20 protein-coding genes are annotated in these 23,695 nt (G+C 61.2%); 11 read left to right on the top strand and 9 right to left on the bottom strand.

The window, feature by feature from the left end:
- Positions 1 to 465: 465 nt before the first annotated feature.
- Entirely contained in the window at positions 466 to 2,076 is a 1,611-nt protein-coding gene (locus CXY70_RS04935) for a sodium-dependent transporter (protein ID WP_104191277.1), read from the top strand.
- Positions 2,073 to 2,234 (top strand): methionine/alanine import family NSS transporter small subunit, encoded by a 162-nt coding sequence (locus tag CXY70_RS04930; protein WP_104191276.1) that lies wholly within the window; start codon positions 2,073 to 2,075, stop codon positions 2,232 to 2,234. The genes CXY70_RS04935 and CXY70_RS04930 overlap by 4 nt, the downstream gene beginning before the upstream one ends.
- A gap of 496 nt (positions 2,235 to 2,730) precedes the next feature.
- On the opposite strand, the gene CXY70_RS04925 is transcribed toward CXY70_RS04930, so the two are convergent.
- Positions 2,731 to 3,873: a proton-conducting transporter membrane subunit gene (locus tag CXY70_RS04925; RefSeq protein WP_233205746.1), complete on the bottom strand. Its 1,143-nt coding sequence runs from the start codon at positions 3,871 to 3,873 to the stop codon at positions 2,731 to 2,733.
- A complete protein-coding gene (locus CXY70_RS17515; protein WP_146066061.1) occupies positions 3,870 to 4,073 on the bottom strand; it encodes a hypothetical protein in 204 nt (67 codons plus the stop codon). The genes CXY70_RS04925 and CXY70_RS17515 overlap by 4 nt, the downstream gene beginning before the upstream one ends.
- Before the next feature lie 851 nt (positions 4,074 to 4,924).
- Here CXY70_RS17515 and CXY70_RS04915 point away from each other — a divergent pair.
- Positions 4,925 to 7,402: a molybdopterin oxidoreductase family protein gene (locus CXY70_RS04915; RefSeq protein WP_104191363.1), complete on the top strand. Its 2,478-nt coding sequence runs from the start codon at positions 4,925 to 4,927 to the stop codon at positions 7,400 to 7,402.
- Between the two features lie 629 nt (positions 7,403 to 8,031).
- On the opposite strand, the gene CXY70_RS17990 is transcribed toward CXY70_RS04915, so the two are convergent.
- The gene (locus tag CXY70_RS17990; RefSeq protein WP_166806505.1) at positions 8,032 to 8,175 is read right to left on the bottom strand and encodes a GPGG-motif small membrane protein; all 144 of its coding nucleotides are present in this window, start codon (positions 8,173 to 8,175) and stop codon (positions 8,032 to 8,034) included.
- Positions 8,176 to 8,482: 307 nt separating this feature from the next.
- On the bottom strand, positions 8,483 to 8,695 hold the full coding sequence (locus CXY70_RS18625; RefSeq protein WP_104191273.1) for an FCD domain-containing protein: 213 nt from the start codon (positions 8,693 to 8,695) through the stop codon (positions 8,483 to 8,485).
- A 729-nt stretch (positions 8,696 to 9,424) separates the two neighbouring features.
- Here CXY70_RS18625 and CXY70_RS04895 point away from each other — a divergent pair.
- From CXY70_RS04895 to CXY70_RS04885, 3 genes are all read left to right on the top strand, one after another.
- Entirely contained in the window at positions 9,425 to 11,413 is a 1,989-nt protein-coding gene (locus CXY70_RS04895) for an aconitate hydratase (RefSeq protein WP_104191271.1), read from the top strand.
- Positions 11,414 to 11,695: 282 nt separating this feature from the next.
- Positions 11,696 to 12,349 (top strand): DUF2249 domain-containing protein, encoded by a 654-nt coding sequence (locus CXY70_RS18620; protein ID WP_104191270.1) that lies wholly within the window; start codon positions 11,696 to 11,698, stop codon positions 12,347 to 12,349.
- An 821-nt stretch (positions 12,350 to 13,170) separates the two neighbouring features.
- Positions 13,171 to 15,096, top strand: coding sequence for an ABC transporter ATP-binding protein (locus CXY70_RS04885; RefSeq protein WP_104191269.1), 1,926 nt, complete (start codon positions 13,171 to 13,173; stop codon positions 15,094 to 15,096).
- Positions 15,097 to 15,206: 110 nt separating this feature from the next.
- On the opposite strand, the gene CXY70_RS04880 is transcribed toward CXY70_RS04885, so the two are convergent.
- The 3 genes from CXY70_RS04880 to CXY70_RS04865 all read right to left on the bottom strand — a co-directional run bounded on the left by CXY70_RS04880 (position 15,207) and on the right by CXY70_RS04865 (position 17,916).
- Positions 15,207 to 15,674, bottom strand: coding sequence for an SRPBCC family protein (locus tag CXY70_RS04880; protein ID WP_104191268.1), 468 nt, complete (start codon positions 15,672 to 15,674; stop codon positions 15,207 to 15,209).
- A 100-nt stretch (positions 15,675 to 15,774) separates the two neighbouring features.
- Entirely contained in the window at positions 15,775 to 16,299 is a 525-nt protein-coding gene (locus CXY70_RS04875) for a hypothetical protein (protein WP_104191267.1), read from the bottom strand.
- 927 nt (positions 16,300 to 17,226) lie between these two features.
- The gene (locus CXY70_RS04865) at positions 17,227 to 17,916 is read right to left on the bottom strand and encodes a CFI-box-CTERM domain-containing protein (protein ID WP_104191265.1); all 690 of its coding nucleotides are present in this window, start codon (positions 17,914 to 17,916) and stop codon (positions 17,227 to 17,229) included.
- A 938-nt stretch (positions 17,917 to 18,854) separates the two neighbouring features.
- On the opposite strand from CXY70_RS04865, the gene CXY70_RS04860 reads away from it, so the two are divergent.
- On the top strand, positions 18,855 to 19,034 hold the full coding sequence (locus CXY70_RS04860) for a hypothetical protein (RefSeq protein WP_104191264.1): 180 nt from the start codon (positions 18,855 to 18,857) through the stop codon (positions 19,032 to 19,034).
- A gap of 22 nt (positions 19,035 to 19,056) precedes the next feature.
- On the opposite strand, the gene CXY70_RS04855 is transcribed toward CXY70_RS04860, so the two are convergent.
- Positions 19,057 to 19,308, bottom strand: coding sequence for a hypothetical protein (locus CXY70_RS04855; protein ID WP_104191263.1), 252 nt, complete (start codon positions 19,306 to 19,308; stop codon positions 19,057 to 19,059).
- Positions 19,309 to 19,573: 265 nt separating this feature from the next.
- Positions 19,574 to 20,062, bottom strand: a complete 489-nt coding sequence (locus CXY70_RS04850; protein WP_104191262.1) for a MarR family winged helix-turn-helix transcriptional regulator — start codon at positions 20,060 to 20,062, stop codon at positions 19,574 to 19,576.
- Positions 20,063 to 20,106: 44 nt separating this feature from the next.
- Here CXY70_RS04850 and CXY70_RS04845 point away from each other — a divergent pair, with 44 nt between their 5' ends.
- The 4 genes from CXY70_RS04845 (at position 20,107) to CXY70_RS04830 (ending at position 23,175) form a co-directional block, all read left to right on the top strand.
- On the top strand, positions 20,107 to 21,009 hold the full coding sequence (locus CXY70_RS04845; RefSeq protein WP_233205744.1) for an EamA family transporter: 903 nt from the start codon (positions 20,107 to 20,109) through the stop codon (positions 21,007 to 21,009).
- A 105-nt stretch (positions 21,010 to 21,114) separates the two neighbouring features.
- Complete coding sequence (locus tag CXY70_RS17510) at positions 21,115 to 21,645, top strand: hypothetical protein (protein WP_146066060.1); 531 nt, start codon at positions 21,115 to 21,117, stop codon at positions 21,643 to 21,645.
- Between the two features lie 422 nt (positions 21,646 to 22,067).
- Positions 22,068 to 22,634, top strand: a complete 567-nt coding sequence (locus tag CXY70_RS04835) for a hypothetical protein (RefSeq protein ID WP_104191259.1) — start codon at positions 22,068 to 22,070, stop codon at positions 22,632 to 22,634.
- Between the two features lie 22 nt (positions 22,635 to 22,656).
- A complete protein-coding gene (locus CXY70_RS04830) occupies positions 22,657 to 23,175 on the top strand; it encodes a hypothetical protein (protein WP_104191258.1) in 519 nt (172 codons plus the stop codon).
- Positions 23,176 to 23,695: the final 520 nt, after the last annotated feature.

Below are 23,695 nucleotides of genomic sequence, written 5' to 3'. Positions count from 1 at the left end.
CCGGAGTCAACAGTTCGAGCCTTTTGGGGCAGCCTCGTCACCGGAGGGGCTGGTGAAGATGTTATCGAGGGTGGCGCAGCCTGGTTGGGCGGCGGACGAATCCGCTGGTGTGGGCCGGGCGCACACCGGCACATTTCGGGTGAAGGACGACCGGATTCTTCCCCTAGTGGGAACCACTCTCGATGCGTGCGCGATGGACCTGATAGCGAAACCCTGGACGCATTGCCGGAATTCACGATCACCGTTTCAGTGATCCAACCCGTAAGATAGTCAACCTATATGAGGTTCTCTTTCGAATGATTCTACGAATCAATCTGGCCGAGCGTCTTGACATGATTTCTGGGGCGGGGATACCGTGAAGACGGTTACCCACCAAGAGCATCTGCTGCGAGGATTATAATTGTGAGTTCATCGGGAAAGACACAACAACCGCCCTCGATTGTGAGCGCGCGGCCGCAACGTGAAATGTGGTCCGGGCGGAGAGTGTTCATTCTTGCCGCTATCGGGTCCGCCGTGGGACTGGGCAACATCTGGCGCTTCCCCTACGTTGCCTACGAAAACGGCGGCGGGGCGTTTATTATCCCGTACCTGGTCGCCTTACTCACTGCCGGAATACCGCTACTTTTCCTCGATTATGCCATCGGGCACCGATTCCGTGGATCGCCTCCGCTGGCAATGCGGAGACTGCATCCCAAAGCCGAAGCCATTGGCTGGTGGCAAGTAGGAATCTGTTTCGTCATTGCTGTGTACTACGCGGTGATCATTGCCTGGGCCGGCATGTACTTCATATTCTCTTTCACCACAGCTTGGGGCGAGGACGCCGCGGGTTTCTTTACCGGCGAGTTCCTTCAGGTCAGCGATCAGGTGAATCTGGGTTTCGACTTCGTGCCCTCCGTGCTTATTCCGCTGATTCTCGTGTGGGGCGTGGTTATCGCCATCCTGGCTTTGGGCGTGCACAAGGGGATTGCCCGTGCCTCCATCGTGTTTATGCCGTTGCTGTTGATCATGTTCCTCATTCTGGTCGTCCAAGCGCTGTTCCTTGAGGGGGCCTGGACCGGACTGGACGCGTTCTTCACGCCGGACTGGACCCGGCTCGGTGACAGTTCTATCTGGGTGGCTGCCTATGGGCAGATCTTCTTCTCGCTGTCGGTGGCCTTCGGGATCATGATCACGTATTCCTCCTACCTGCGGCGGAAAACTGATCTGACCGGTTCTGGGTTCGTCGTCGGCTTCGCCAATTCCGGCTTCGAGCTGCTGGCCGGCATCGGGGTCTTCGCTGCCTTGGGATTCATGGCGGCATCGAGCGGGGTTGGTGTGGACGAAGTCGCTGTCAGCGGTATCGGTCTGGCATTCATTGCGTTCCCGACCATCATTGCGCAGGCGCCGGCGGGCGTTCTGTTGGGAGTGCTGTTCTTCGGTTCGCTTGTGTTCGCCGGTCTAACATCGCTGATCAGTATCGTCGAAGTCATCATTGCCGCCGTTCAGGACAAGTTGGGCTGGCGGCGGGTAAAGGCAGCGCTGGTCGTCGGCATCCCTATTGCCCTGATCTCGATCCTGCTGTTTCCAACGACGACGGGCCTGAACCTGCTCGATGTGACCGATGCCTTTGTCAATAGCTTCGGAATTGTAGCCGTCGCACTGGTGGCCGTGGTGGCCATGTCTGCTGGGTTCAGCGCACTTCCTCGGCTGCGCGAGCACATCAATGCAACGTCCTCGGTTAAGCTGGGCCGGAGTTGGCAGATTTTCATCGGCGGTGTCACTCCGGTGGTCCTGGGTTACATCCTGATCGACACCCTCACCACCAGGATCAGCGAGGGCTACGGCGGTTTGCCAACCTGGTTTGTCGGCGTCTTCGGCTGGGGCATGGTGATTGCCTTGGTACTGATCGCCTACCTGCTTTCGAAGATTCCGTGGAGCTATCGATCCGCCGCTTATGAGAAAAATATCCATGAACCGATCCTGGATGCCGAACTCGATGCGAATGAATCGGCCATGGATAAGACCAGGGGTGGCGAAACTGGCCTACCCGAAACCGCCGCATCAGGATCCGTAGCCGGGGAAAGGAAGAACCCATGAGTACCTCCGCGGTCGTCATGATGATCATCGCTCTGTTGGCCGTATGGGGAGGTCTGGGGTTGGCCCTGCTCAATCTCAAGTGGCATCCGGAAGCCATCGACGACGAGGAAGCCGACGCTGTTTTGCACGACGGCGCTTCCGTGTCGCCATTACGATAAGTTCGTGACCCTCAAAGTGGCGTTGATTCGCCTGCGGCTGAGTCGGTTCGCCAGATCGGCTTTTCGAGGATAGGTCAAGCACGCCCTGCTGCCCGGAGCGGGCCACCTTCGCATGGGCTTGAGGATGCGCGCTCGCGCGACGACGGCCGCGAGCAGTAGTTTTCTGAGAGCGACTAAAAGTTGGCACCCGGATCCCGAAGCCACCTGTTCGTAATGCCACAAATCCGCGTTGCTCGGTGGCCGGGAGTGCGGTGCGACTGCGGCGTGCTTTGTCCCTCCGCCGCGACGGGTTCCTTCGGTGAGGGCGTCGTCGCGGAAGTTTATCGAGGAGCACTGCGCGGGGCTTGAGGGATTCAAAGCAGTTGTCCCCACGCTCGATCACGACTCGGTTCTTCGAGCAACCGGACTCACGACAATCGTCGTAAGTTCAATGCCGCGTTCCCAGGAAATGATGGCGTCGTGTTATTGAGTGTGCGGAGATGTGCGTCGCGTTCGCTTACGCAAGGTGGGACCTTGGCCGAAAAATGTTTGTTGGCAAGAAACAATTTCTGACGTCGGTGTGTGAGGACGGTTTATTCAGTGCACGAGGGGAGAGCTGGCGATTGACCGGATGCCGCCAGCGACGGTGTCGAGAACGAGGACGGAGACTGCTCCTGTGACGGCTGTGCGGGCTGCCCAGCGGCGTTGAACACGTGTTGCGGCGGCGACTGGTGACCTGGACGACGGAGAAAACGGGGGCGCATGAGCGCGTGAGAACATTGGTGCTAGCCAGTGCAGGTAGTAGAACAAGCTCGCCACGCTGTTGATTACGGCGATGACTGCGAGCCAGGCGAGGCCTCCGTCCCAGGCTGCGGCGAGTGTGGTGAGTTTGCCGATGAACACGATAGTCGGGGGTGTTCAGCAGTCGGCGAACGTCGTCTTGCCAGAATGCGGCGAGGTTTCCGAGTGTCATGCTTGCGGCGGCGAGAAGCCCGACCAACAGTGGCCAGTCGATGCTTGCCGGGATGATGTCGAGCAGCCGGTAGGCCGCAATGAGAGCACCGATCTTCGGAACGGTGGTGAGGAATGCTGCGACAGCCGTGCCGGACGCTTGTGTCGCGTCCGGAATCCAGAAGTGTCCCGGCACGCCGCCAGCCTTGAACATCAGTCCGCCGAGCACCCCGACAACCCCGGCGGCCACGGCGGCACTAGGGGAACGACTCATTCCGATGAGGGCATATAACGGGATCGAGGTGAGGAGGTACCCGGTCACGAGGATGAGGAGGTCGCTCGCGCCGGACAGGAGCATGGCGCCGAGGGCGGCGAGAAGCAGCAGGGCGTATGTCTCACTTTCCCGACGCGCACCACTGAGCTCCTCGATTCCAAGCACGATGACGGAGATCGTTGCCAGGGCAATGATGATTCGACCGAAACCGGAGCCGACGTCCACGGCGAAGCTCGCCTCGAAAACCGTCGTCGACGGCTGCGTCATCCCGGCTGTGGCCGCGACCACACTCGCCAGCAGCGCCAAGATGGCGATCCACCGGGTCGCGACTTGGCGGTTCCGGGGGAGGAACGACCCGGCGAGGAGCGCGACGATCGCCCCGCCGAGAACGAAACCTTCCGGCAAAAGGGCGAGAGTGTCCAGTGCTACGTTCACGGGCAACTAACGGCTGACCAGGTTGACGACGACGGATGCTGCGGGTTCGATGATGTCAAGTAGAACCCCGTGAACACCCCGATGACAACCGAGAGAACCAGCAGCGAACACGCAAAACCGTTCTCCTGGCCCCAGACTCCGTCGGAGACGGCGGCGTCGATGTAGTCGATTTCCTTTTCAGCGAGAAGGGCCGCGTGCACGAAATCGTCGCTGAACGGTTTGCTGCCAACGGCATGCCGCCATGGGCGGGGGTATGTTGGANTCCGATCATGAATGGCGTGTGGGTGATCGCCGCTGCCACGAAAGGTCACCCGAGAAGGTGCTCGGTTACATCGAAAAACGTGGTTCTGCTTTTGAAGTCATGAACATAGAGGCGCCGCGACGGCATGTCGTATTCGATCACTTCGAGTCGGCGGTCGCCTCGTTTGCGTCAGTCTCTCCGACTTAGATTTTGTCCACGGCGTGACACCAACTTGCCGAATCGCTCAGCTCCGGGCGCGAGGTTCTGACGCGTTCACGCTGCGGGGTCCAGATGAAGCAGAAGCGGCGCAATCAAAGCCTTCCCCGGTGCCAAGCAGCGCACGTATCAAAAGTGCGACTGTCTTACTTTGAGGAGAGAGGACATCGCGGGAGCCCTACTCATTAGATTCTGCACTAGGCACATTATTACTCGTCGTAATCCACCATTATCAGTCATATTGCCCGACAAGTAGATAGACGTTCGACTGCTATCAGTAGACCACTGGAGGTGAGCAGTTTGACGAATCTTGCTGTGCAAGCGGTGCCGCCTGCTCGCATCATCCGTGATGCGCATGCTCGTCCTGTAGAACTTGGAATCAGCGACATCGTTGGTGCTTTGCAGTCCCAACTTGGTCAGGTGCTGCTCGGAGTGATGGTCACGAAGAACGCGCGGACTCTCATACGGTGGGCCAACGGAACGGTTGGCATCGACTTCACCGACGGCGGGGCACTGTGGATAAATCCCGTCTCGACGTTGATCTGGACTGCTCGCGGGCGCAGACTACAAGTCAGAGCGGAAGAGGGCGTTGTTATGGTGGACAGGATCGGCGATATCTGGGGCACCAGGACGCCCTTTGCCCGAGGCGAGAAGTGGCCGGTGCGTGTTGATCAGAAGTTGGCTGATGGTCTCGGTGAAGACGACGTTGATCGTTGGGTGCAGTCGGCTTGCACGCTGTGCAGCAATGGCTGCGCGTGCGACATCGCGGTGAAAGACGGGCGGATGGTCGGAGTGCGCGGTCGCGCCATCGACATTGTCAATCATGGGCGACTCGGGCCGAAGGGCCTCTTCGGCACTTGGCAGAGTATGTCGAACGGCGACCGGCTGACTCGTCCGCTCATCCGGGTCGGTGGCGAATTGGTCGAGACCGACTGGGACACGGCGATGTCCCGGATCGTCGAGCGAAGTAGGCAGCTTTTCGCGGACAAGGGTCCGCTGAGCCACGCGTTCTATACCAGCGGCCAATTGTTTCTCGAGGAGTACTACGCGCTGGCAATTCTCGGTAAGGCCGGTATCGGCACCCCGCACATGGATGGCAACACCCGATTGTGCACGGCGACCGCGGCTGCGGCGATGAAGGAGAGCTTTGGTGCGGATGGCCAGCCTGGTAGCTACGCCGACATCGACGAATGTGACGCAATGTTCCTGTACGGGCACAACATGGCTGAGACGCAGACGGTGCTGTGGGCGAGGGTGCTCGATCGGATCGCCGGGCCCGACCGGCCACGTATTGTCTGTATCGACCCGCGTGAGACTGAGGTGGCGCGGGTCGCGGACGTGCATCTTGCGGTGCGTCCAGGGACGAACCAGGCGCTGATGAATGGTCTGATTCGGGAACTGTTCATGAACGGATGGATTGATGAGGCCTACATAGCGGCCCACACCATCGGAGTCGACAGATTGCGGGCCATCGTGGAACCATGGACGCCAGAGGCAGTAGCTGAGACCTGCGGTGTCTCGGTCGACGATGTGCGAGAAGCTGCACAAATTTTCGGCACGAGTGCCCGGGTGCTCTCCACCGTTTTGCAGGGCTTCTACCAGTCGGCGCAGGCAACCGCGGCATCCTGTCAGGTGAACAATATGCACTTGTTGCGAGGAAAACTCGGCGCGCCAGGAAACGGGGTGCTGCAGATGAACGGCCAGCCCACCGCGCAGAACAACCGGGAGTGCGGGGCGGATGGAGACCTTCCCGGATTCCGCAACTGGGAGAATTCGGAGCACGTCCGCGAGCTCGCGACACTGTGGGACGTTGATATTTCGGTCATTCCGCACAAGGGTCCACCAACCCATGCGATGCAAATCTTTCGATATGTCGAGCAAGGCAGCATCGAGTTTCTTTGGATCTCGGCGACGAACCCGGCGGTCTCGATGCCGGAATTGGAACGTATCCGCGCCATCCTCGGCCAAGAGAGCGTCTTCCTCGTCGTGCAGGACCTCTATCTCACCGAAACAGCGCTGTATGCCGATGTCGTGCTGCCGGCCGCGGGCTGGGGCGAGAAAACAGGAACTTTCACCAACGCAGATCGTACAGTGCATCTCTCGGACAAGGCCGTCGAGCCGCCCGGTGAGGCAAGGAGCGATCTAGATATTTTTCTTGACTACTCGGCGCGGATGAATTTACGCACGAAGTCGGGCGCGCCACTCCTCGACTGGGCTGGGCCGGAGGATGGATTCCACGCTTGGCAGGACTGCAGCCGAGGCCGCCCGTGTGACTACACCGGCATCACCTACGAGCGGCTTCGAGGAGGAAGCGGTATTCCATGGCCGTGCAACGACGAGCATCCGGACGGAACCGTTCGACTTTATGGTGACGGCATCTTCGCCACCGATCCAGACGATTGCGAAACGTTCGGCCATGACCTGCTTACCGGTACCCCGGTCGGTGAGCAGGCGTTCCGTGCGCTGGAGATTCATGGGCGCGCCGTTTTCAAGGCTGCAGCCTATGTACCACCACTCGAAGAGCCGGATGCCGACTTCCCGTTGCGCTACACGACCGGTCGCACGGCGTACCAGTTCCACACGCGCACTCGAACCGGTCGTGCCCGGCAGCTAAACAACGCGGCACCGTCGGCGTGGTTGGAGATCTCGGTGTTGGATGCTGGCCGTCTCGATATCTCGGAGGGTGACACTGTACGAGTCACTTCTCGTCGCGGTGAGCTTGTCGTTCCCGCCCGCGTCAGTAATGTGCGCGTGGGTACGGTATTCGCACCGTTTCATTACGGCTATTGGGATTTGAAACGGTCCGGTCCGGACGGTCACCCCACTGCGGCCAACGAACTGACGATGACGGAGTGGGATCCGGTATCCAAGCAGCCCCTGTTCAAAAGCGCGGCTGTGCGGGTGGAGAAAGTAGCGGACGGTACCGGGCCGTCACCGGCTCCGACGACCGCAGCATCCCGGCCTGCAGATGCCGGCGGCGTGCCGGTCACGGTCGGCGGCGGGGATGCCGAAGCGTCCGAATCAATATCTCCGATCGAACTACCCGCCATCGCACCCGGGCTGGGAAACTGACGCTGTTCCCTGCGTGCCCCCGAATACTGGCTACGCTCGAGCGGCGCTGTGCCAACTCATTCCGCTAGGTCACGGCGTTTTCTAGCTAGGGCCCCGCCGTCATCTACGAGGGCAAGAACGCGCGTAGTGGAGAATGAGAGAATCATAGCGAAGCCCTGAGCGGGGTGCTGATAACCCGCGTGGAACCATGCAATATACACCCGCAGGAGCAGCCCGCTGCGCGCGGGCTGAGGCATACCTAATGGCCTTTTCCAGCGACTGACACCCCGAAATCGCCCGTCAGGCGAGCCGACCGGGTTACACGATTTCCCTTTCGAGGGAGCCATCTCGGTTTTCAGCGTTCGCGTCAAGGGGGGACTGAGCTAAGCGGGCGGGAGGGACCGCACTCGCGAGTGCAGTCCCGCCCGTCCGCTCGTCCATGTGGCTGTGTCGAGCCCCGGGATTGGTGAAGGCTCGGTTAGACCCGTGTCTGCCGGTCTGCTCCGCGAGACGATCGCAAGTGTTAGGAAAAGCTATGACCTCCTCGACGTCATGCAGCGCTCAGACAACGAAGAGCGTCAGTGGATCCTTCACGCCGAAACCGTTCCGGAGCTTCGCCACGCTCCGAAACGGTTACTCGATCCGCAGTTTCAAGTGAAGACGCTCACGCCACCTGGACCAACCAACAGTCCCACGACGATGAGTACGATGCCCCAGAGAATCTGGCGTCGAAATAGCGCGAAAATGCCTGCAATTACGAGGATTACCGCAATGATCCAGAGAATTGTTGCCATGGTGCTGCTCCATTTCATTCAGCGCCGACGGGCCGTACGCCCACAGCGGTTTTTGATCTGTTACAGCGAACGTACGCCCTGCTCAGTCTCTGACCACTGTGTTTTATCCAGAATGTTGTGGAGTTGATTCTCTGTGCCGCAATCTCACCGAAGATGACCGGCATGGAGCTCCGTACGTACCAGTACCGATGTGTCGGCTGCAGCTGAGCGGAAACGCTGACCAACTTCGATTTGCCCTGTAACCAGGGAGACCGTCATAGACAGGCTGGCGTTTGAAAAGCCGTGCCGATTTGCCGCGGCGCGCTGACTACGAACGATGCCGATGATTCTGTGGTCGTCGACGTTCCCAGGTGTCGAGGATGTGCGAGCGCACCGCGGCCTCAGCGGCATCGGGATTCGCCGCGTCGATTGCAGCGAAAACCTGCTCGTGCTCGTCGAGAGTGAGCTTGAGCTCGCTGGGGGGGCTTTCAAATCCGGCAAGACGTGGCGCTGAATGACTGAATGCAACACCTGGCCACATTCGCGCGGGGTCAAAGGCGTTCTATGAACAATTAGCGCCCCAACGAGCTCGTGCACGAAGAGGTCGTGACCATACTTAAGCTCCTCGGCAGTGATCATTCGTCGGTGTTGCAGGTCGGCAGAGTGACCAGATTTGCAGGCGCCAGATTTTTTAACCAGCCCTGCTCTCGCGACAGCGTTTCAACGGATTCACTGACCACTGCGCCGCTTATGGAACCGGTTGATCAGTTGTGTGTTTATCGCGCCCAGCCCGAGGATAGGTGCGACTGCGTGGCGACTAACGGCGACAACAATGGGAGCATCAAATTCCGCTGGGCTGATATCAAAACTCGGTCCCAGTTCCCCGACAGGTAGACCCATCCGCGCGAACAAATCTTGAACGGACCAGGCGCCTCACACTGGGAGCCAACCTGGTCAAAGTAAAACCGCTCAGCCGTGTACACCCTTTCTCGAGTGTGTGGTTTCTCAGAATCCATAGGTTACGACACAGAGAGGTCGTGAGACATGCACATCGGGGGCGGGGAAGGTCACCCTTCTTCTCGCGGTCGCGCGCCTGTCCCAGAGCCCCGTCTTCCCGGTCCATCTTTCCGGTACAGCGGACGTCCATTCTCCCTGAGAAGGCTAGCCCCGGCGCCACGAATGGCCTACCTTGGTGGCAGCGGCATGCCCTGGAGGCCAATTCATACCGACGAATGTCGGCGGGCACCGCGATCGAGTAAGGAAGCTCACCGTGGCATACAACGTCGCACAGAAACTCATCGCATCGCACTTGGTCTCCGGGGAGATGGTGCCAGGGACCGAAATCGGCCTGCACATCGACCAGACCCTCACCCAGGACGCGACCGGGACCTTGGTCATGCTGGAGTTGGAGGCGTTGGGACTGGATCGCGCTCGCACGGAGGTTTCTGTGCAGTACGTCGACCACAACCTCTTGCAGGCCGACAGCAAGAACGCGGAGGACCACGACTTTCTCCGCTCCGCCTGCCAACGGTTCGGCCTGTGGTTTTCGAAGGCCGGCAACGGGGTGTCACACCCCACGCACATGCAGCGCTTCGGCATCCCCGGCAAGACGATGGTCGGCTCCGACAGCCACACCCCGGCTGCCGGCTCGCTCGGGATGCTGGCCATCGGCGTCGGCGGCACCGAGGTAGCCCTGGCCATAGCCGGCGAGCCCTTATACATCAGGATGCCCGAAATCTGGGGCGTGAAGCTCACTGGACAACTGCCGCCGTGGACCAGCGCCAAAGACGTCATCCTCGAAATGCTGCGCCGGCACGGCGTCAAGGGCGGCGTCAATCGGATCGTCGAGTACTACGGTCCCGGCCTCGCCGCCCTGACCGCGATGGATCGGCACGTGATCGCCAATATGGGCGCCGAACTGGGCGCGACCACCACCGTTTTCCCGGCCGATGATCAAGTGCGAACCTTCCTGCGCGCCGAACGGCGCGAGCAGGATTTCACCGAACTGCTCGCGGACGAGGATGCGACCTACGACGTGACCGAGGAGATTGACCTGGCTGCGATCGTGCCGTTGATCGCGCTTCCCAGCTCGCCCGGCAACGTCGTGCCGGTACGCGAAGTGGCGGGGCGCCCGGTGGAACAGGTCGTGATCGGGTCCTCCGCGAATCCGGGCCTGCGTGATTTCGCGATCGTTGCCGCGATCACGAAGGGGCGGCAGTCATTCCCCGGCTTGTCCCTCGACGTCAATCCCACCTCCCGGCAGATTCTGCAGGACCTGACCATCATGGGGGCCACCCTGGATCTGATCGGGGCGGGCGCCCGGCTGCATCAGTCCGGCTGCATGGGCTGCATCGGCATGGGCCAGGCCCCGGCGAATGGCAGCATCAGCCTGCGCACGATGCCGCGCAACTTTCCTGGTCGCTCGGGCACACAGGAAGACTCGGTCTACCTGTGTTCGCCTGAGACGGGGGCCGCCGCCGCGCTGACGGGACAGATCACCGATCCGCGGGACCTGCCCGGGCTCTTCGGCTTGGAATATCCCCAGATCACACTCCCGGCGGTGTCGAGCGTGAACCTCGCGATGCTCGAGAAGCCCTTACCGCCGGAGGAATCCATCGGGGTGCGTCTGGTTAAGGGTGAAAATATCTCCTCGCTGCCGGTCTTCGGACCGCTCTCCGAGCACATCGAGGCACCCGTCGCCCTAATCGTGGGCGATGACATTTCGACGGATGAGATCCTGCCGGCGGGTGCGCGCGTGCTCCCTTTCCGCAGCAACGTCCCCGAGCTCGCCGAATTCACCTTCGACCAAGTCGACCCGACCTACCCGACTCGCGCCGCCCTAACCCGGGATACGACCGGCCACATGATCGTCGCCGGGACCAATTATGGGCAGGGCTCCTCTAGAGAGCACGCCGCGATCACCCCGCGCTTCCTCGGACTGCGGGTGGTGCTGGCGGTCTCGTTTGCACGCATCCACTGGCAGAACCTGGCCAACTTCGGCGCGCTGGCGCTCCAGTTCGCGGATGCGGCTGATCACGATCGCATCTCGCAGGATGACGTGCTCGTGCTCGACGGGATTCGGGAGGCTCTCTCGAACGGAACGGAGATCCTCGTGCGCAACACAACCCGAGATGAGGTCTACTCCGTGCGCCACGAACTCTCGACCCGGCAGATCGAAATGCTCCTCGTCGGCGGCCTCATCCCGTGGCTGCGCAACCGGAGCGCGCGCGGAGTCGCCATTCCTGTGGAAACCAAATAGGCTCACGCCGTTTCATTTTGCGGCGAAATTTCGTTCTGTGACGGTGACCGTCTCGGCGCACACGTGACGGTGAGCTAATTGACCTTCAACTCAATCGCGGCACTAGGCGCCCGGACCGCGCGGAAAACGGAGATCTACCAGTATGAGATGCTCGAAAATCGAGCAGACTCCAGGCGCTGGCAGCGTAGCCAAATCCGAGCCGAGAACGGGGGCACCGACCAGCCACGCGCGGCAATCACAGCACCGTTGACACGCGCGCAGCGGTAGCGGAGCATGAGGGAAATGAAAGTTGAGAACGACATGCAAAAGAAGTCGCTCACCGCACTCGTGCGCCACCATCTCAAGCACGCACGGGACGCGTCCAGTGGTCGCAGTGCGGAGACCGTGTACGGCGGCCACGTGCACGTCCTCCGGCAAACGCTGATCGCTCTCCGTTCCGGGCAATGCCTCGGAGAACACGACAATTTGGCTGAAGCGACCGTGCAGGTCCTTGAGGGGAGAGTCGTTCTCACCTCGGGTGGCGCATCGTGGTCTGGATGGCGCGGGGACCTGATCACGATGCCGCCGGGCCGCAACTCGCTGGAGGCTGTCGAGGACGCGGTCATCCTGCTCACCGTAGCCAAGCTCATCGCTCCGGCGCGGCGTCCTGAGCTGTTTGCACTCGGCTGGCCGATTGCAGATGGGGCCGTTGACGGGACGGCCGCGGGGGCGGAAAACATCGTGCTCGACGCCCGCACTATTCCGCACGCTATCCGGCACGCGGCCGTCTTTGGGGCGCTCGACGCCGTTACACCGGGGTTCGCCCTGGACGTGATCGAACCGCACGACCCCCAACGGATGCTGGCGGAACTTCAGCATAGCCAGCCCGACACTTTCGACGTGAGCTACATCGAACGAGGCCCGGAGTTCTGGCGAGTGCGCTTCCGCCGCGCCTAACCCTCAGTAGGACGGCTGCCGGGCAGCCCCTTGTTGTTGTCGGGCGAGTTCGTGGCCCGGTGGGTCCCTCAGCGGCCTACATCGACTTGGTTACAGCCAGCCCGCTAGCGCGCAGTGTGTCATTGCACCGAGGTTTCGCCCCGGGGCGGCTCGCGTTCATTGCATTCTCTTTGCTCGGTGCATTGATTCTGGCCGGGGGAGCATTGTTTACCGGTTCCATCGACCGCGCCCCAAAACACAAAAAACCACCGGCGACACGGTCCGGTCAATGAATCGCCAATACAACCCTACGAACACGCCGCATAAACCAGAAATCGCTCCTGAGAATCCTCAGGAGCGATTTCTTTTTGTTCCGACCGGGCCGTTTCGTGAACAGTTTCGCGAACGGCCCCTTTGGTCGGGCTGACAGGATTCGAACCTGCGACCCATTGGAGGTTCTAGGCTTAATTCTGTCATTGCCGAATGTCCCCGAAAAACCGTGGATTCCCTTGTGTTTACAGGGAACCGGGCGGTTCGCTGCCTCCAATGGTACGTCATCGTTTTGGGTCATTTAGTGATGAATGTGATGGGTAAATGATGACCTTGTGAACCGCTTTTAGCGGGCGCACAGTCGTGGAATGACCGCGGCCCTGACGCGGTCCATGACGCTGACCGGCGCACCGCGCATCGCCTCCGCAGCCGAGTTGCAAACCCCGCCGACGCGCTCGTTGCCGGCCGAGCCGTTTCATGAAAGAAGCCCTGGTTCGCCGCCACTGGAGAGAACACCGAGCTCGGGCAACTCGTTATCTAAACTTGTCCTAGTACGAGCGAAAGGAACCACCATGAGCATGGAAGGCGCGGCCTGGAGCTCGCTGCACAAGATCTCGCGTGCTAGGGACAGCAAACACGGCTTCTCCCGTGAGTCCGTGAGGCGGATCATGAGGTTCGCGGTGCCCTACCGGTCTAAGCTGCTGATCTTCATCACTCTCTCCACCGTGGGAGCTTTCCTCGCGGTCGCGACGCCGGTACTCGCCGGCCAGGTGGTCGACGTCATCGTCGCCCAGGGCGCGGTCACCACGATTGTGTGGCTCGCCGTCGTCATCGCGCTCGTGGCCGTGGCCGACGCCGCCGTGTCACTCGTGACGCGCTGGTACTCGGCGCGGATCGGTGAAGGCGTGATCCTCGACCTCCGCACCGCCGTCTTCAACCACGTGCAGAAGATGCCGATCGCGTTCTTCACCCGCACACGAACGGGCGCCCTCGTGAGCCGCCTCAACAACGATGTGATCGGCGCTCAGCAGGCCTTCAGCGGCACGCTGTCCGGCGTGGTCACGAACGTCGTGGCGCTGATCCTCACCCTGATCGTCATGCTCAGCACGTCCTGGCTCGTGACGGTTCTCGCCGTGATCATGCTCCCCATCTTCCTGGTACCCGCCCGCCGCATGGGAAGCCGCCTCGCCGCGCTCCGCCGCGAGGCCGCCGACCACAATTCCGCCATGAGCACGCAGATGACCGAGCGCTTCTCAGCGCCCGGCGCCACCCTCGTCAAGCTGTTCGGCCGGCCCGACGAGGAGGCCGAGGAGTTCCGCGTCCGCGCTGCCCGTGTCCGCGATATCGGTGTCCGCGCCGCGATGCTGCAGTTCGTCTTCTACACCGCCCTGATGCTCGTCTCCGCTCTCGCCCTCGCGCTCGTGTACGGGCTCGGCGGCGCCCTCGCACTAGCCGGCCAGCTGAATACCGGCGACGTGGTCACCCTGGCGCTCCTCCTCACCCGCCTCTACGCGCCGCTCACCGGCCTCGCAAACGCACGGGTGGAGATCATGAGCGCGGTGGTCAGCTTCGAGCGCGTCTTCGAGGTGCTCGACCTTGACCCGCTCATCAAGGAGAAGCCCGACGCCGTCGCCGTGCCCGAAGGCCCGGTGGCCGTCGAGTTCGACAACGTGCGCTTCGCCTACCCGTCCGCAGACAAGGTGTCCCTCGCCTCTCTCGAGGAGGTTTCCACATTGGACACCCGCGGCGGCGAGGAGGTGCTGCACGGCGTGTCCTTCAGGATCGAGCCGGGTCAGACCGTTGCCCTCGTTGGTTCGTCCGGTGCCGGCAAGTCCACGATTGCGCAGCTCCTCTCGCGCCTGTACGACGTCGACAGCGGCGCCGTGCGCCTCGCGGGGACGGATGTCCGCGATGTCACGTTCGCCTCCATGCGGCACACCCTGGGCATGGTGACGCAAGACGGCCACCTGTTCCACGAGACCATCCTCTCCAATCTGCGCCTCGCGAGGCCGGAAGCGTCCGACGATGAGGTGTGGGACGCCGTCCGCCGTGCGCGGCTCGAGCCGCTCATCCGGTCCCTGCCCGACCAGCTGAACACCATGGTGGGCGAGCGTGGCTACCGATTGTCCGGGGGTGAGCGCCAGCGGATGACCATCGCGAGGCTCCTGCTCGCCCAGCCGCGCGTCGTCATCCTCGACGAGGCGACGGCGGCGCTGGACTCGACGTCTGAGGCCGCCGTGCAGGCGGCGCTCAGCGAGGCGCTCAAGGGACGGACAGCGATGGTGATCGCACACCGCCTCTCTACCATCCGCAGCGCGGACCTGATCCTCGTGGTTGAGGACGGCTCGATCGTGGAGCGCGGTACGCACGAGGAACTGCTGGCCGTGGGTGGGCGGTACGAGGAATTGCACCGGACCCAGTTCGCCGTGCAGAAGAATGTTGCGGCGGATGCGGATGCGGATGCGGATGCGGATGCGGAAGCGCTCAGCGGGATCTAGTCACTGAGCACTTCGCCACCGGGCGGTCCGGCGCCTGAGCCGGACGACCGACGAGTCGGTGGCGCTGGTAATCACGGCCGCGTAACCGACTCCGGCCCGGTGGCCTCACGTCAAGCGCGGGCGAAGCGCGACCTGAGTTGGCGAAGGGTGGCTTCGATGCCGGCGGCGTTCTGCCGAGGAAAGCCGAGCAGCTCGTAGACCTTTCCCTGAACGGCTGGGACGGTGCTGTAGTCAAACGTCACAGTAACGCGCGTAGACGTGGGCGTGAGCGGCGTGAGTTCCCAGCGCCACCGGTGTCCCGCGGGGTGACGCCACTCTACAAGCCGACCGTCTTCGATGCGCGTCACCGTGCTGGTGATGCGATACGGGACGCCGAACTGCTTCATCGCTACCGAGAATTTTGCGCCCTGGGTGAGCCGCTGCGGCCCCGACACCGTACCGCCGACGGTGCCCGAGCCGTCCAGCTCACCGTGACGGTGCGGATCAGCCACCAACGCGAAGACGTCTTCGGCCGAAGCCGGCACCTCAACAGTGCGCGCGACTTGGCGAGGCCCTTGCTCAACCTGTTCGACCGTCATACTGCTTAGCCTAGGTGGAGGCTGTCTCTTAGACGGTGTTTCCGGCCTGACGCGCTGCACGTGGGTCTTTCAGGAGCGGCGTCGATTCAACGTATTGCCGCTACGCGGGGTCGACAAGGGCGCCGTCATCCTCGTCGCCCCAAGACTCAACAAGCGTGATTCGCCCGCGCGAATCGCGAATCGAAAGCACGAGCGCAATGATCGCGGTCGCGATTCCGATAACGCCCAGGGGGTTCGCGATACCAATAGCGATATCCAACGCAGGCTGTGTGGGTCCGCTGATGATTGTCTGCAAACCGCGAGGTGTTGAATCTGGAAGCGTGAGTCCCAACAAGAGTCCGATAACGCCTGATGCAAGGAAAAACGCGTATGTTATCGCGCGAGTTTCGAACCCTCGACGTGCCGTGCGTCGTACCGCGAGCCCCGTGAACACCAGCAAGGCGGCAAAAATCACACCCAGCGTCGCCGCGTAGATGATGGTGAGGTCGCCACCGATCCCGAAGAGGTGGCGGCCGAAGGAGATCCACGCGGCCACCGCGATACCAGCAACCACGAGCACGTTACCCATGTGCCCTGAGCGCGAGGCACCAGGCGTCGTGCGAACTCGAATTACGCTGTACGTCATCTCGCGCTCTCAATCACTGTGCTCGTTACAACCGTAGCCATGGAAGTGCTTGCGCGTGTGCACCTCCACAGATGGACAAGCCCGCGAACCGCGAAATAAATGCGACGCTATCCGACAACACACCCCTGCATGCTTTCTCTAGACGGAATCTAGCAAGATGTCGCAAGCCTGAGTTTCATCCTTTCCGTGCTCCGGTACCGCGACGATCTCAGCGTCAGCGGCGCGGCCGGCTTGCGTGCTCAGCAGCATTCTGAATGGCGCGGTTCAAGTCGACGATCAAACGCACGGCGGGAGCCCATTTGTTGTCCAACAGCAGTGTGTCCGAACGGACCAACCCATTCAGAGCGAGGAGGACATTCGCAACCGCCCGGGGTGATCCGCAGACCTGTCGGACGCACTCGGTGATGTCGTGCCCTTCATCGATGGTCCGAATCATCTCGACCGTCTCCACGACAGTACGGTCGACAATTCGGACGTGAAATGCCTCCGGTTTACGAGCCCGTCTGTCGTCGTATGCTGCTTTGCGGCAGCCGGGTCCACAAAAGACGCGTGGTCGTCCGGTGCCGGCGGCCGGCGGCAGCGCCGCGCCACACCGGACGCACTGGGTCGGGGTCATCCGTCGGATGGTGAATTTCTGCAGGTTGCTCATACTCAGGAGGAGCGCCAGGCTGCACCGTTTCGTCACCGACGAAACAGCCGGGCCCTCGATCTGCAAGAGGCGTGGCAACTCATCCTGGAATCGTACACAGTCGCTCGGAGCGGCGTCGATCGCGATGACTTTGCCGACGTGGGGAGGATCTTCAAGCGTTCGATGCATCTGCAGCGCGGTGGTCCGCCTTGGTGATTCTCTTTGCTGAACCCTGCCTAGGCTCATATCAAGGTCTTCGATGAGGTCTGGGGGACGGCCCCTCGGAGCGCGTCATGGGGTCACAGTTCAGCGGGGTCCTGGTACGACGCGTCGAGCACACCACGGCGGCGAAGGCGTGCAACCACGGCGTCAGTGATGGGCCGCGCCGCGTTGGCGAACCAGGCCCGGTGTCCGAAGCGTGCAACGAGCGTGGGACTGAGGGCATAGTATCCACGCACGAAAGCGCGGCCACCTGCTGACTTCAGTAGCGTGTCGTCGCGCCACCGCCGGAGCACCCAGACCTCGGGGCTGTCGTACGAGCCATACACGGCCGTGGCGACATAGCACCCGCCCGACTTGGTTGCCTGCTGGGATGTCTGAGAGCTGGGTGCGAGGGATTCCTGCAGACTCGGACCTGTGACGGGCGAAGTCCGTTGGACCTTGACCTCCAGCTCGCCGTGTCGTGACTCACCTTTTGTCGGTACCCACTCCCGGGAAGCCATCACGACGCCTCGAATGAAACGCTCGACTCGTTGGGTAGCAGATGCGGTCAGTGTGTGCCCGTCCGCTTCTAGAAACTCCTTGGGTCGCGCCGAAAGCTCTTGAAGATACACGCTCCACTTCGCGCCGTTCGGCCCGACGATGATTTCCTGGCGGACGTCATACTCCGCAGCAATGCGCTGCTCAGCCGCTGCGGCGGCATTGCGCAGGTTCTCATCGCCACCAATTACGCGAACTTCGCTTTTCGGAACACTTTCTCCGCGCCGCATTGCAGCAAATTGTTCCGCCGTTGGCCACTCCGTATCGGAGAATTTCCGAACTCGGATCGTGACGCTCGGGTGGGGCCAGTCGCAATATTCGCGATAAAGAACGTGCGGCGACAAGGGGGCGGCCGGCGGCGGCGATGCAACTACTTCTTGCCCCGGTTAGCCTCCCTTCACCGGGCATTTTCTCGGGCGGGGCCTACGGGCATAAAGGTCCCAGCCTGCATTTGGCGCGACGCGGAACGTGTCCGTGGGGTGTGCCGTCCCGGTGAGGGTCCCTCTTGCGGACCCCTCACTCTCAGGCGTTGACCCCATGACATTCCCTTTACGTGACGCTTTGTTCATCTGAGCCATGGCTAAGACGGTTCAGCTATCCTCGGATCACAAGCAATGAATGGGGACGACATGGCTTCCACACGATCGATCAATACGACAAGGCGATTGGTCGTTCTCAGTGCCGCGCTCATGGTGAGTGCGGTTGTGTCCGGCTGCTCAGTCTCGGACGTGTGCCCCACGATCGGGTGGGACAACACTGTCACCGTCGAGCTCGAAGGCATAACATCTAACGTCAGCGTCGTTGAGTTGTGCGTCGACGGCGAATGTTCAGGCCCTGCCCCAACTCAGCTATCACCAGACGCGTCCGTCGGGATCGATGAACACTCGTGGGAAATCTCGACAGTAATGGCGACTCCAGAAAATGTCACTATTCGCGCACTCTCACCAAGCAAAGAAGTCCTCGCCGAGAGGGACGTGACACTCAACTGGGTCCGCGTGGGCGGCACTGAACAATGTGGCGGACCTGCCGAGACCGACCCCATCACCCTCACTATCGCATCCTGAATTCTCTGAGCGTCCCGACTCTGACCGTTCCGCAAGGGGTTCCCCCTGCGGGCGGTTTCTGGATCATCGGCTGTAACTCGCGAGAAGTCGTTAGTGTCAACGTTGTGAGCAAATTCCAACGAGGCATTCTTCTTCTTGCTCTGGCGGTCGTGCTGTGGCTGATGGGCTGCGCTCTCATCCTGTTTGCAGAAGAGCTTGTCGTTCGCATTGTTGGAGTGGTTTCTTTCGCTGCGGCGGTTCCAGTGGCAATCGCTGGTGGCCGTGGCTTACGCGATCGTCAGTGACTGTTCCCCGAATGCAGATGTATCAAGCTCGGGATTTGGGGATGTATGCACGAACGACGGCAATGGCAATGAGGGCGACCAACACGACTGCAGCCGTCGGGATGATGTACATTGCGCCGAAACCTATGACCGCTGGCCAAACCGGCTCGGGACCGTTCAAGCTGCTCCAGCTTTCCCCGCGGGCCCGGCCAACAGCCGTGTAGCCGATTACTCCCAGGAGCGCGATAATTGCTAATCCGAGCGTGATGGCCGCGCTTATTATCCAACGCTTCATGTCTTCCCCCAGCTCGTTTGTTCGCAACGGTTGCACGGATCGGTTGCAGACGCAAGCCACACCCGACACTGTCCGATCGGTCGATCGCGGCGCCTCGGAGGGGTGTCAGGAGGCACACCACTCGTCACTTCGGGCTCTGTTTGTCGTCTGGAGCGACGGCGTCCCGTAAGGGGTTCGTCCAGCGGGACTGACCGTGGTTGCATCTTCTGTGAGTGGGGCTCGAAGACATAGTGGTCGAAGAATGCTTTTCCGGACAGGGAAATCATCAAATACTGGCTGCGGTGCTGAGCCGTTGAAGGAGGTCTGCGAGCACTGCCTGTTCCTCGAGGCTGAGCGTAGCGGTGATGGCGCGCTCGGTTTCGATGTGATCTGGCAATGCCGATTCGATGAGATCTCTTCCAGCATCGGTGAGCGCGACGAGTGTGCCACGGCCGTCGTTGGGATTTGCCTGGCGCGTGACAAGCCCGCGATTCTCCAGTTTGTTCAGTCGCTGGGCCACTGCGCTTGTTGAAATCATGGCCTCACGTGCCAGGTCCAGCGGGGCGATCCGATAGGGGGCACCGCTTCGCAGGAGGGTTGCGAGTACGTCGAAGGACGCGGCATCCAAACTGTGCTGGGCAAACGTACTGGCCAGTCGCGATTCCACGACGAGGGCGGTGCGACTTAATCGTCCGATGACGGCCATGGGTGATACATCAAGGTTGGGCTTTTCTGTATTCCACTGTTCGATGATTCGATCAACTTGGTCCGGCATGTAACCACAGTAGCAATTGCTAAGCACTTAGGTATAATACCTAAGTGCTTAGCAATCGAACTTTCATGTTGATGACAACAGCTTTAGCCCCTGCGCTCTGGGGCACAACCTACCTGACAACCACGATGCTGCTGCCGGAGGATCGGCCGCTGCTCGCGGCTACGTTGCGCGCACTTCCTGCGGGAATCCTCCTACTCATGCTCTGCCGAACGTTGCCACATGGCGCATGGTGGTGGAAATCCTGGGTTCTTGGCATTCTCAACATCGGAGCGTTCTTTGCGTTGCTCTTCATCGCGGCCTACCGGCTCCCTGGCGGTGTGGCCGCAATCATGGGCGGGATTCAGCCACTCGTCATCGCCCTTCTTGCCAGCCGCGTGCTCCACGAGCGATTGACAGGCCGGGTGGTCATCGCTGGCGCTACCGGCCTGTTCGGCGTGTGCCTCATCGTGCTCCAGGCCCAAGCCCGCCTCGACGCCATCGGACTCGTAGCCGCTATCGGCGGAACACTCTCCATGGCATTCGGGATCGTGCTGACCAAAAAGTGGGGGCAGCCCGCGCCCCCATTAGCGACCACTGCATGGCAGCTCATCGCAGGAGGCCTCTCCCTCCTGGTCCTTATGCTCGTGATCGAGGGCCTTCCCGTCGCGCCGCTCACACCGACGAACATCATTGGATACACTTATCTCTCGGTCATCGGCACCGCGTTCGCCTACGTCATGTGGTTCCGCGGAATCGCACGGCTCGCCGCAAGCACCACGGCTTTCCTTGGCTTACTCAGCCCCGTCGTAGCCATCCTCCTCGGCTGGCTAATCGCCAGCGAGGACCTCACCCCCATGCAGATAGCCGGAATCGTCATCGTCCTCAGTTCAATCTCCGTCGCCATCATTTCCAAACCCGCACAGACTGCCCGCGCCTCAAAAACGCTTACCGAGGAGCCTGCCCGTTAGCGGTCCCCCTGCGGGCCGCAGATGCAGCCGGCCTGAGGCGGCAGGATGTTTGGCCGTGATCGGTTCTGCGTCGTCTAGGCCACTCATGACTGGCAGACTTGGGCCGTGAGCTACTCCGACATCCTTGCCAGTACCGCGCTAGTGGTGTCGCTGCTCACGGCTGGCTGGACAGCATTACGCGCTTGGCGCTGGGATCGACCCAGGGTTTCGATATCCGGTGAGCAGTGGATTGGGGAACGGAGCACGGTGCCAGGACGGCGGATTGCTGGCTTCAGCCTCGAAGTTGTGAATACCGGCAACCAATCCACCCAAATGATTGCCGCTTACTGGCAGATTGATCGCGGTAATGGCGTGGATATTCGCTTCACCGCATCGCACGGTGGCGGGGGCGTCGACTCCCTCTTCGACGCCCCTGACCACGCGAACGCACCTAATCTTCCGTTCACACTGGACCGCTATGGTCGGTGCGCCTGGGACTTCGAAATAAGCCTCGACGGAGTCCAAAATCAGGCGCTCATCACTCGCGCTCGTCCAGTGGTTCAATTCACTTCGCGTAAAAAGACGGAGTTCGCCTACGGCGCGTGGCAGCCGTCTCAGATCGCCATGGACGCGCGCCGCCTATGCCGAGAATCGTGACGGCTACGCTGCGTTTATACACCGCCAGACCCCTATGAGCGTGCCGTATGGGGTTCCCCTTGCGGCACCTGAGCCGAGACGTCCTTTGCGTTTGGTTTCACGTCAGACCTTGACCGGTGAACGTACGGCTTAGTGGAGGGCAACACGATCTTGCAGTCCATTCCTGTGAGAGGTGTCTCGAAACCTCAGTGTGTCGAAACCCATCGTTTCCGGAGGACTCGAATGCGGGGCCGGGGCTCCCGGAGCCAACGCCTCATGATCGAACTACGCGACCGGGCGCACGAGGACCAGCTCGACCTTTTCCCCCTGCCAGTCAAGGGTCCTGCCTGTCCTATTGACCAAAGAGATAATGAGGGTTTAGCGTGAAAACACCGGCCTAGCGGGGGACCCGATTCCGAAATGGAGCTATAGGGAAGGTTGATATGTTCAAGTTCAAAAGTCCGAGGGGGATCGCGGCGCGTCTCAGCGTCGTAATGCTGTTCGTTGCCGCCAGCGTTACTGCGGGTACGGCGGCGGCCAGCGCCGCCGATGAAGAAATCGTGACGCTGACTGCGACAATGAGCAGGATCGGCGTTGATCATGCGGTCGCCAAAGCAAATGGTTACGACATTCGAGTTGACGAGAATGGCGTGGAATATACGGTCAAGCAAGGCTTGATCACACCAATGTCCCAGGAAACAGTGTACGGCGATTGCGGTTACTCATTCATCATCCTCCAGCAGAATTCCGCAGGTGGAGCTTACGTAAAGACTGGTTACCACGTGCGAGCGTGGACGATCGGGCACTCGTGGGACGTGGGGCTCAATCCGGGTGCTGGCTGGAACATGGACGGCGGTCCAACGGGGACTGATTGGTCGGCCGACCGGGTGCGAACGGGTGTGAACGACTACGCAACCGCTTGGGTTCTCCCAGGTAGTTCCGCGACGCTCGTAGATGGATCCGTTTGTGCGTCGGGGAGCCCGACCGCATCCACATACATCTGGGGATAGCACTCAAGAAGGGACGCAAGGCATGCAGGAGATTCGGGATCGAAGCAACGGGTCGCAAGGGCCTGACATTGCCGAAGCTGTCCTGTTCGTGGGCGGCCTGCTTATCGGGCCGTCTACGAACCAGCTCAATGACGTGAAGATTGTCAGCGTGCACCTCAATAGGGAAGATGGGTTGCCTGATCACGTTGAGCTCGCTTACGGCAAGCTAACCGAGGACGGCCCACGGCTTGCGCCGTTCTCCATCGTCACCTGGCTCAACTCGCCTCGCCGGTCCAACTTTCGGGACGAAGAGAAGGCGAGGCAGCACCTATCGGCGTTCTACGCCGCGCGTCTGGACACGCCCGACCTGGACTTACGAACCCTTCCTTTGAACGTCCCGCAATCAACCATTGACGTCGATGTTGACGGCCACGGTTCTGTCCCTGCGCAAGAGTTTGACTATGGGGTCGCGATCGTCACCCACTTCATCGTCGGTGAGAACGCAATAACGTGTGCGAGGTTGTCATCGGTTCCCACATTGACGGAATTTTCCCCGCTCTAGCTGCCAACCGGCTTCGGGCGATAACACTGCCGCCTAAGCCGCTTGGATCAGGTCGGGTCCGTCGCCTTTAAGCCGGGGATCTTCGTAGAACTCGATCATGCTGGCGTGAGTGACCACCGCGCCGGCTCTAGGAGCCTGAGTCAGTAGCGCCTATTTGGGCTTGATGCCACGAAATACTCGCCACGGGCCTCGGGGTAGGTTGAGCGTTGCTGGCCGGGTATCCAAGGACTGTGGCGCGGGAATTGCAGTTGTGCCCATCGAAAAAAGGGCCACGGTCGTGTTGACTGCGCAGGCCCGGTTGTTGCCGCCGCCCGTCAGGGCGGTTCCGCCCTTGCGTTTAGGTTGCCAGGCCTCGTAAGAACCAACGAGTGTCAGCCGCGAGAGAACCGTCCCGTAGGGGGTTCGGCTTACGGCGATTGTTTGGTGCCGTTCTAACTTGCAGAGGACCCACCCGGACGCGAGCGATTTGCCCTGCGTGCCGTCACCAGCGTGATCACCGCAACTATCGCAATCGCGCCGA

Source organism: Cryobacterium sp. Y82 (assembly GCF_002929495.1).
Lineage (GTDB): Bacteria > Actinomycetota > Actinomycetes > Actinomycetales > Microbacteriaceae > Cryobacterium > Cryobacterium serini.
This window is presented reverse-complemented; position numbering and strand designations above follow the sequence as displayed.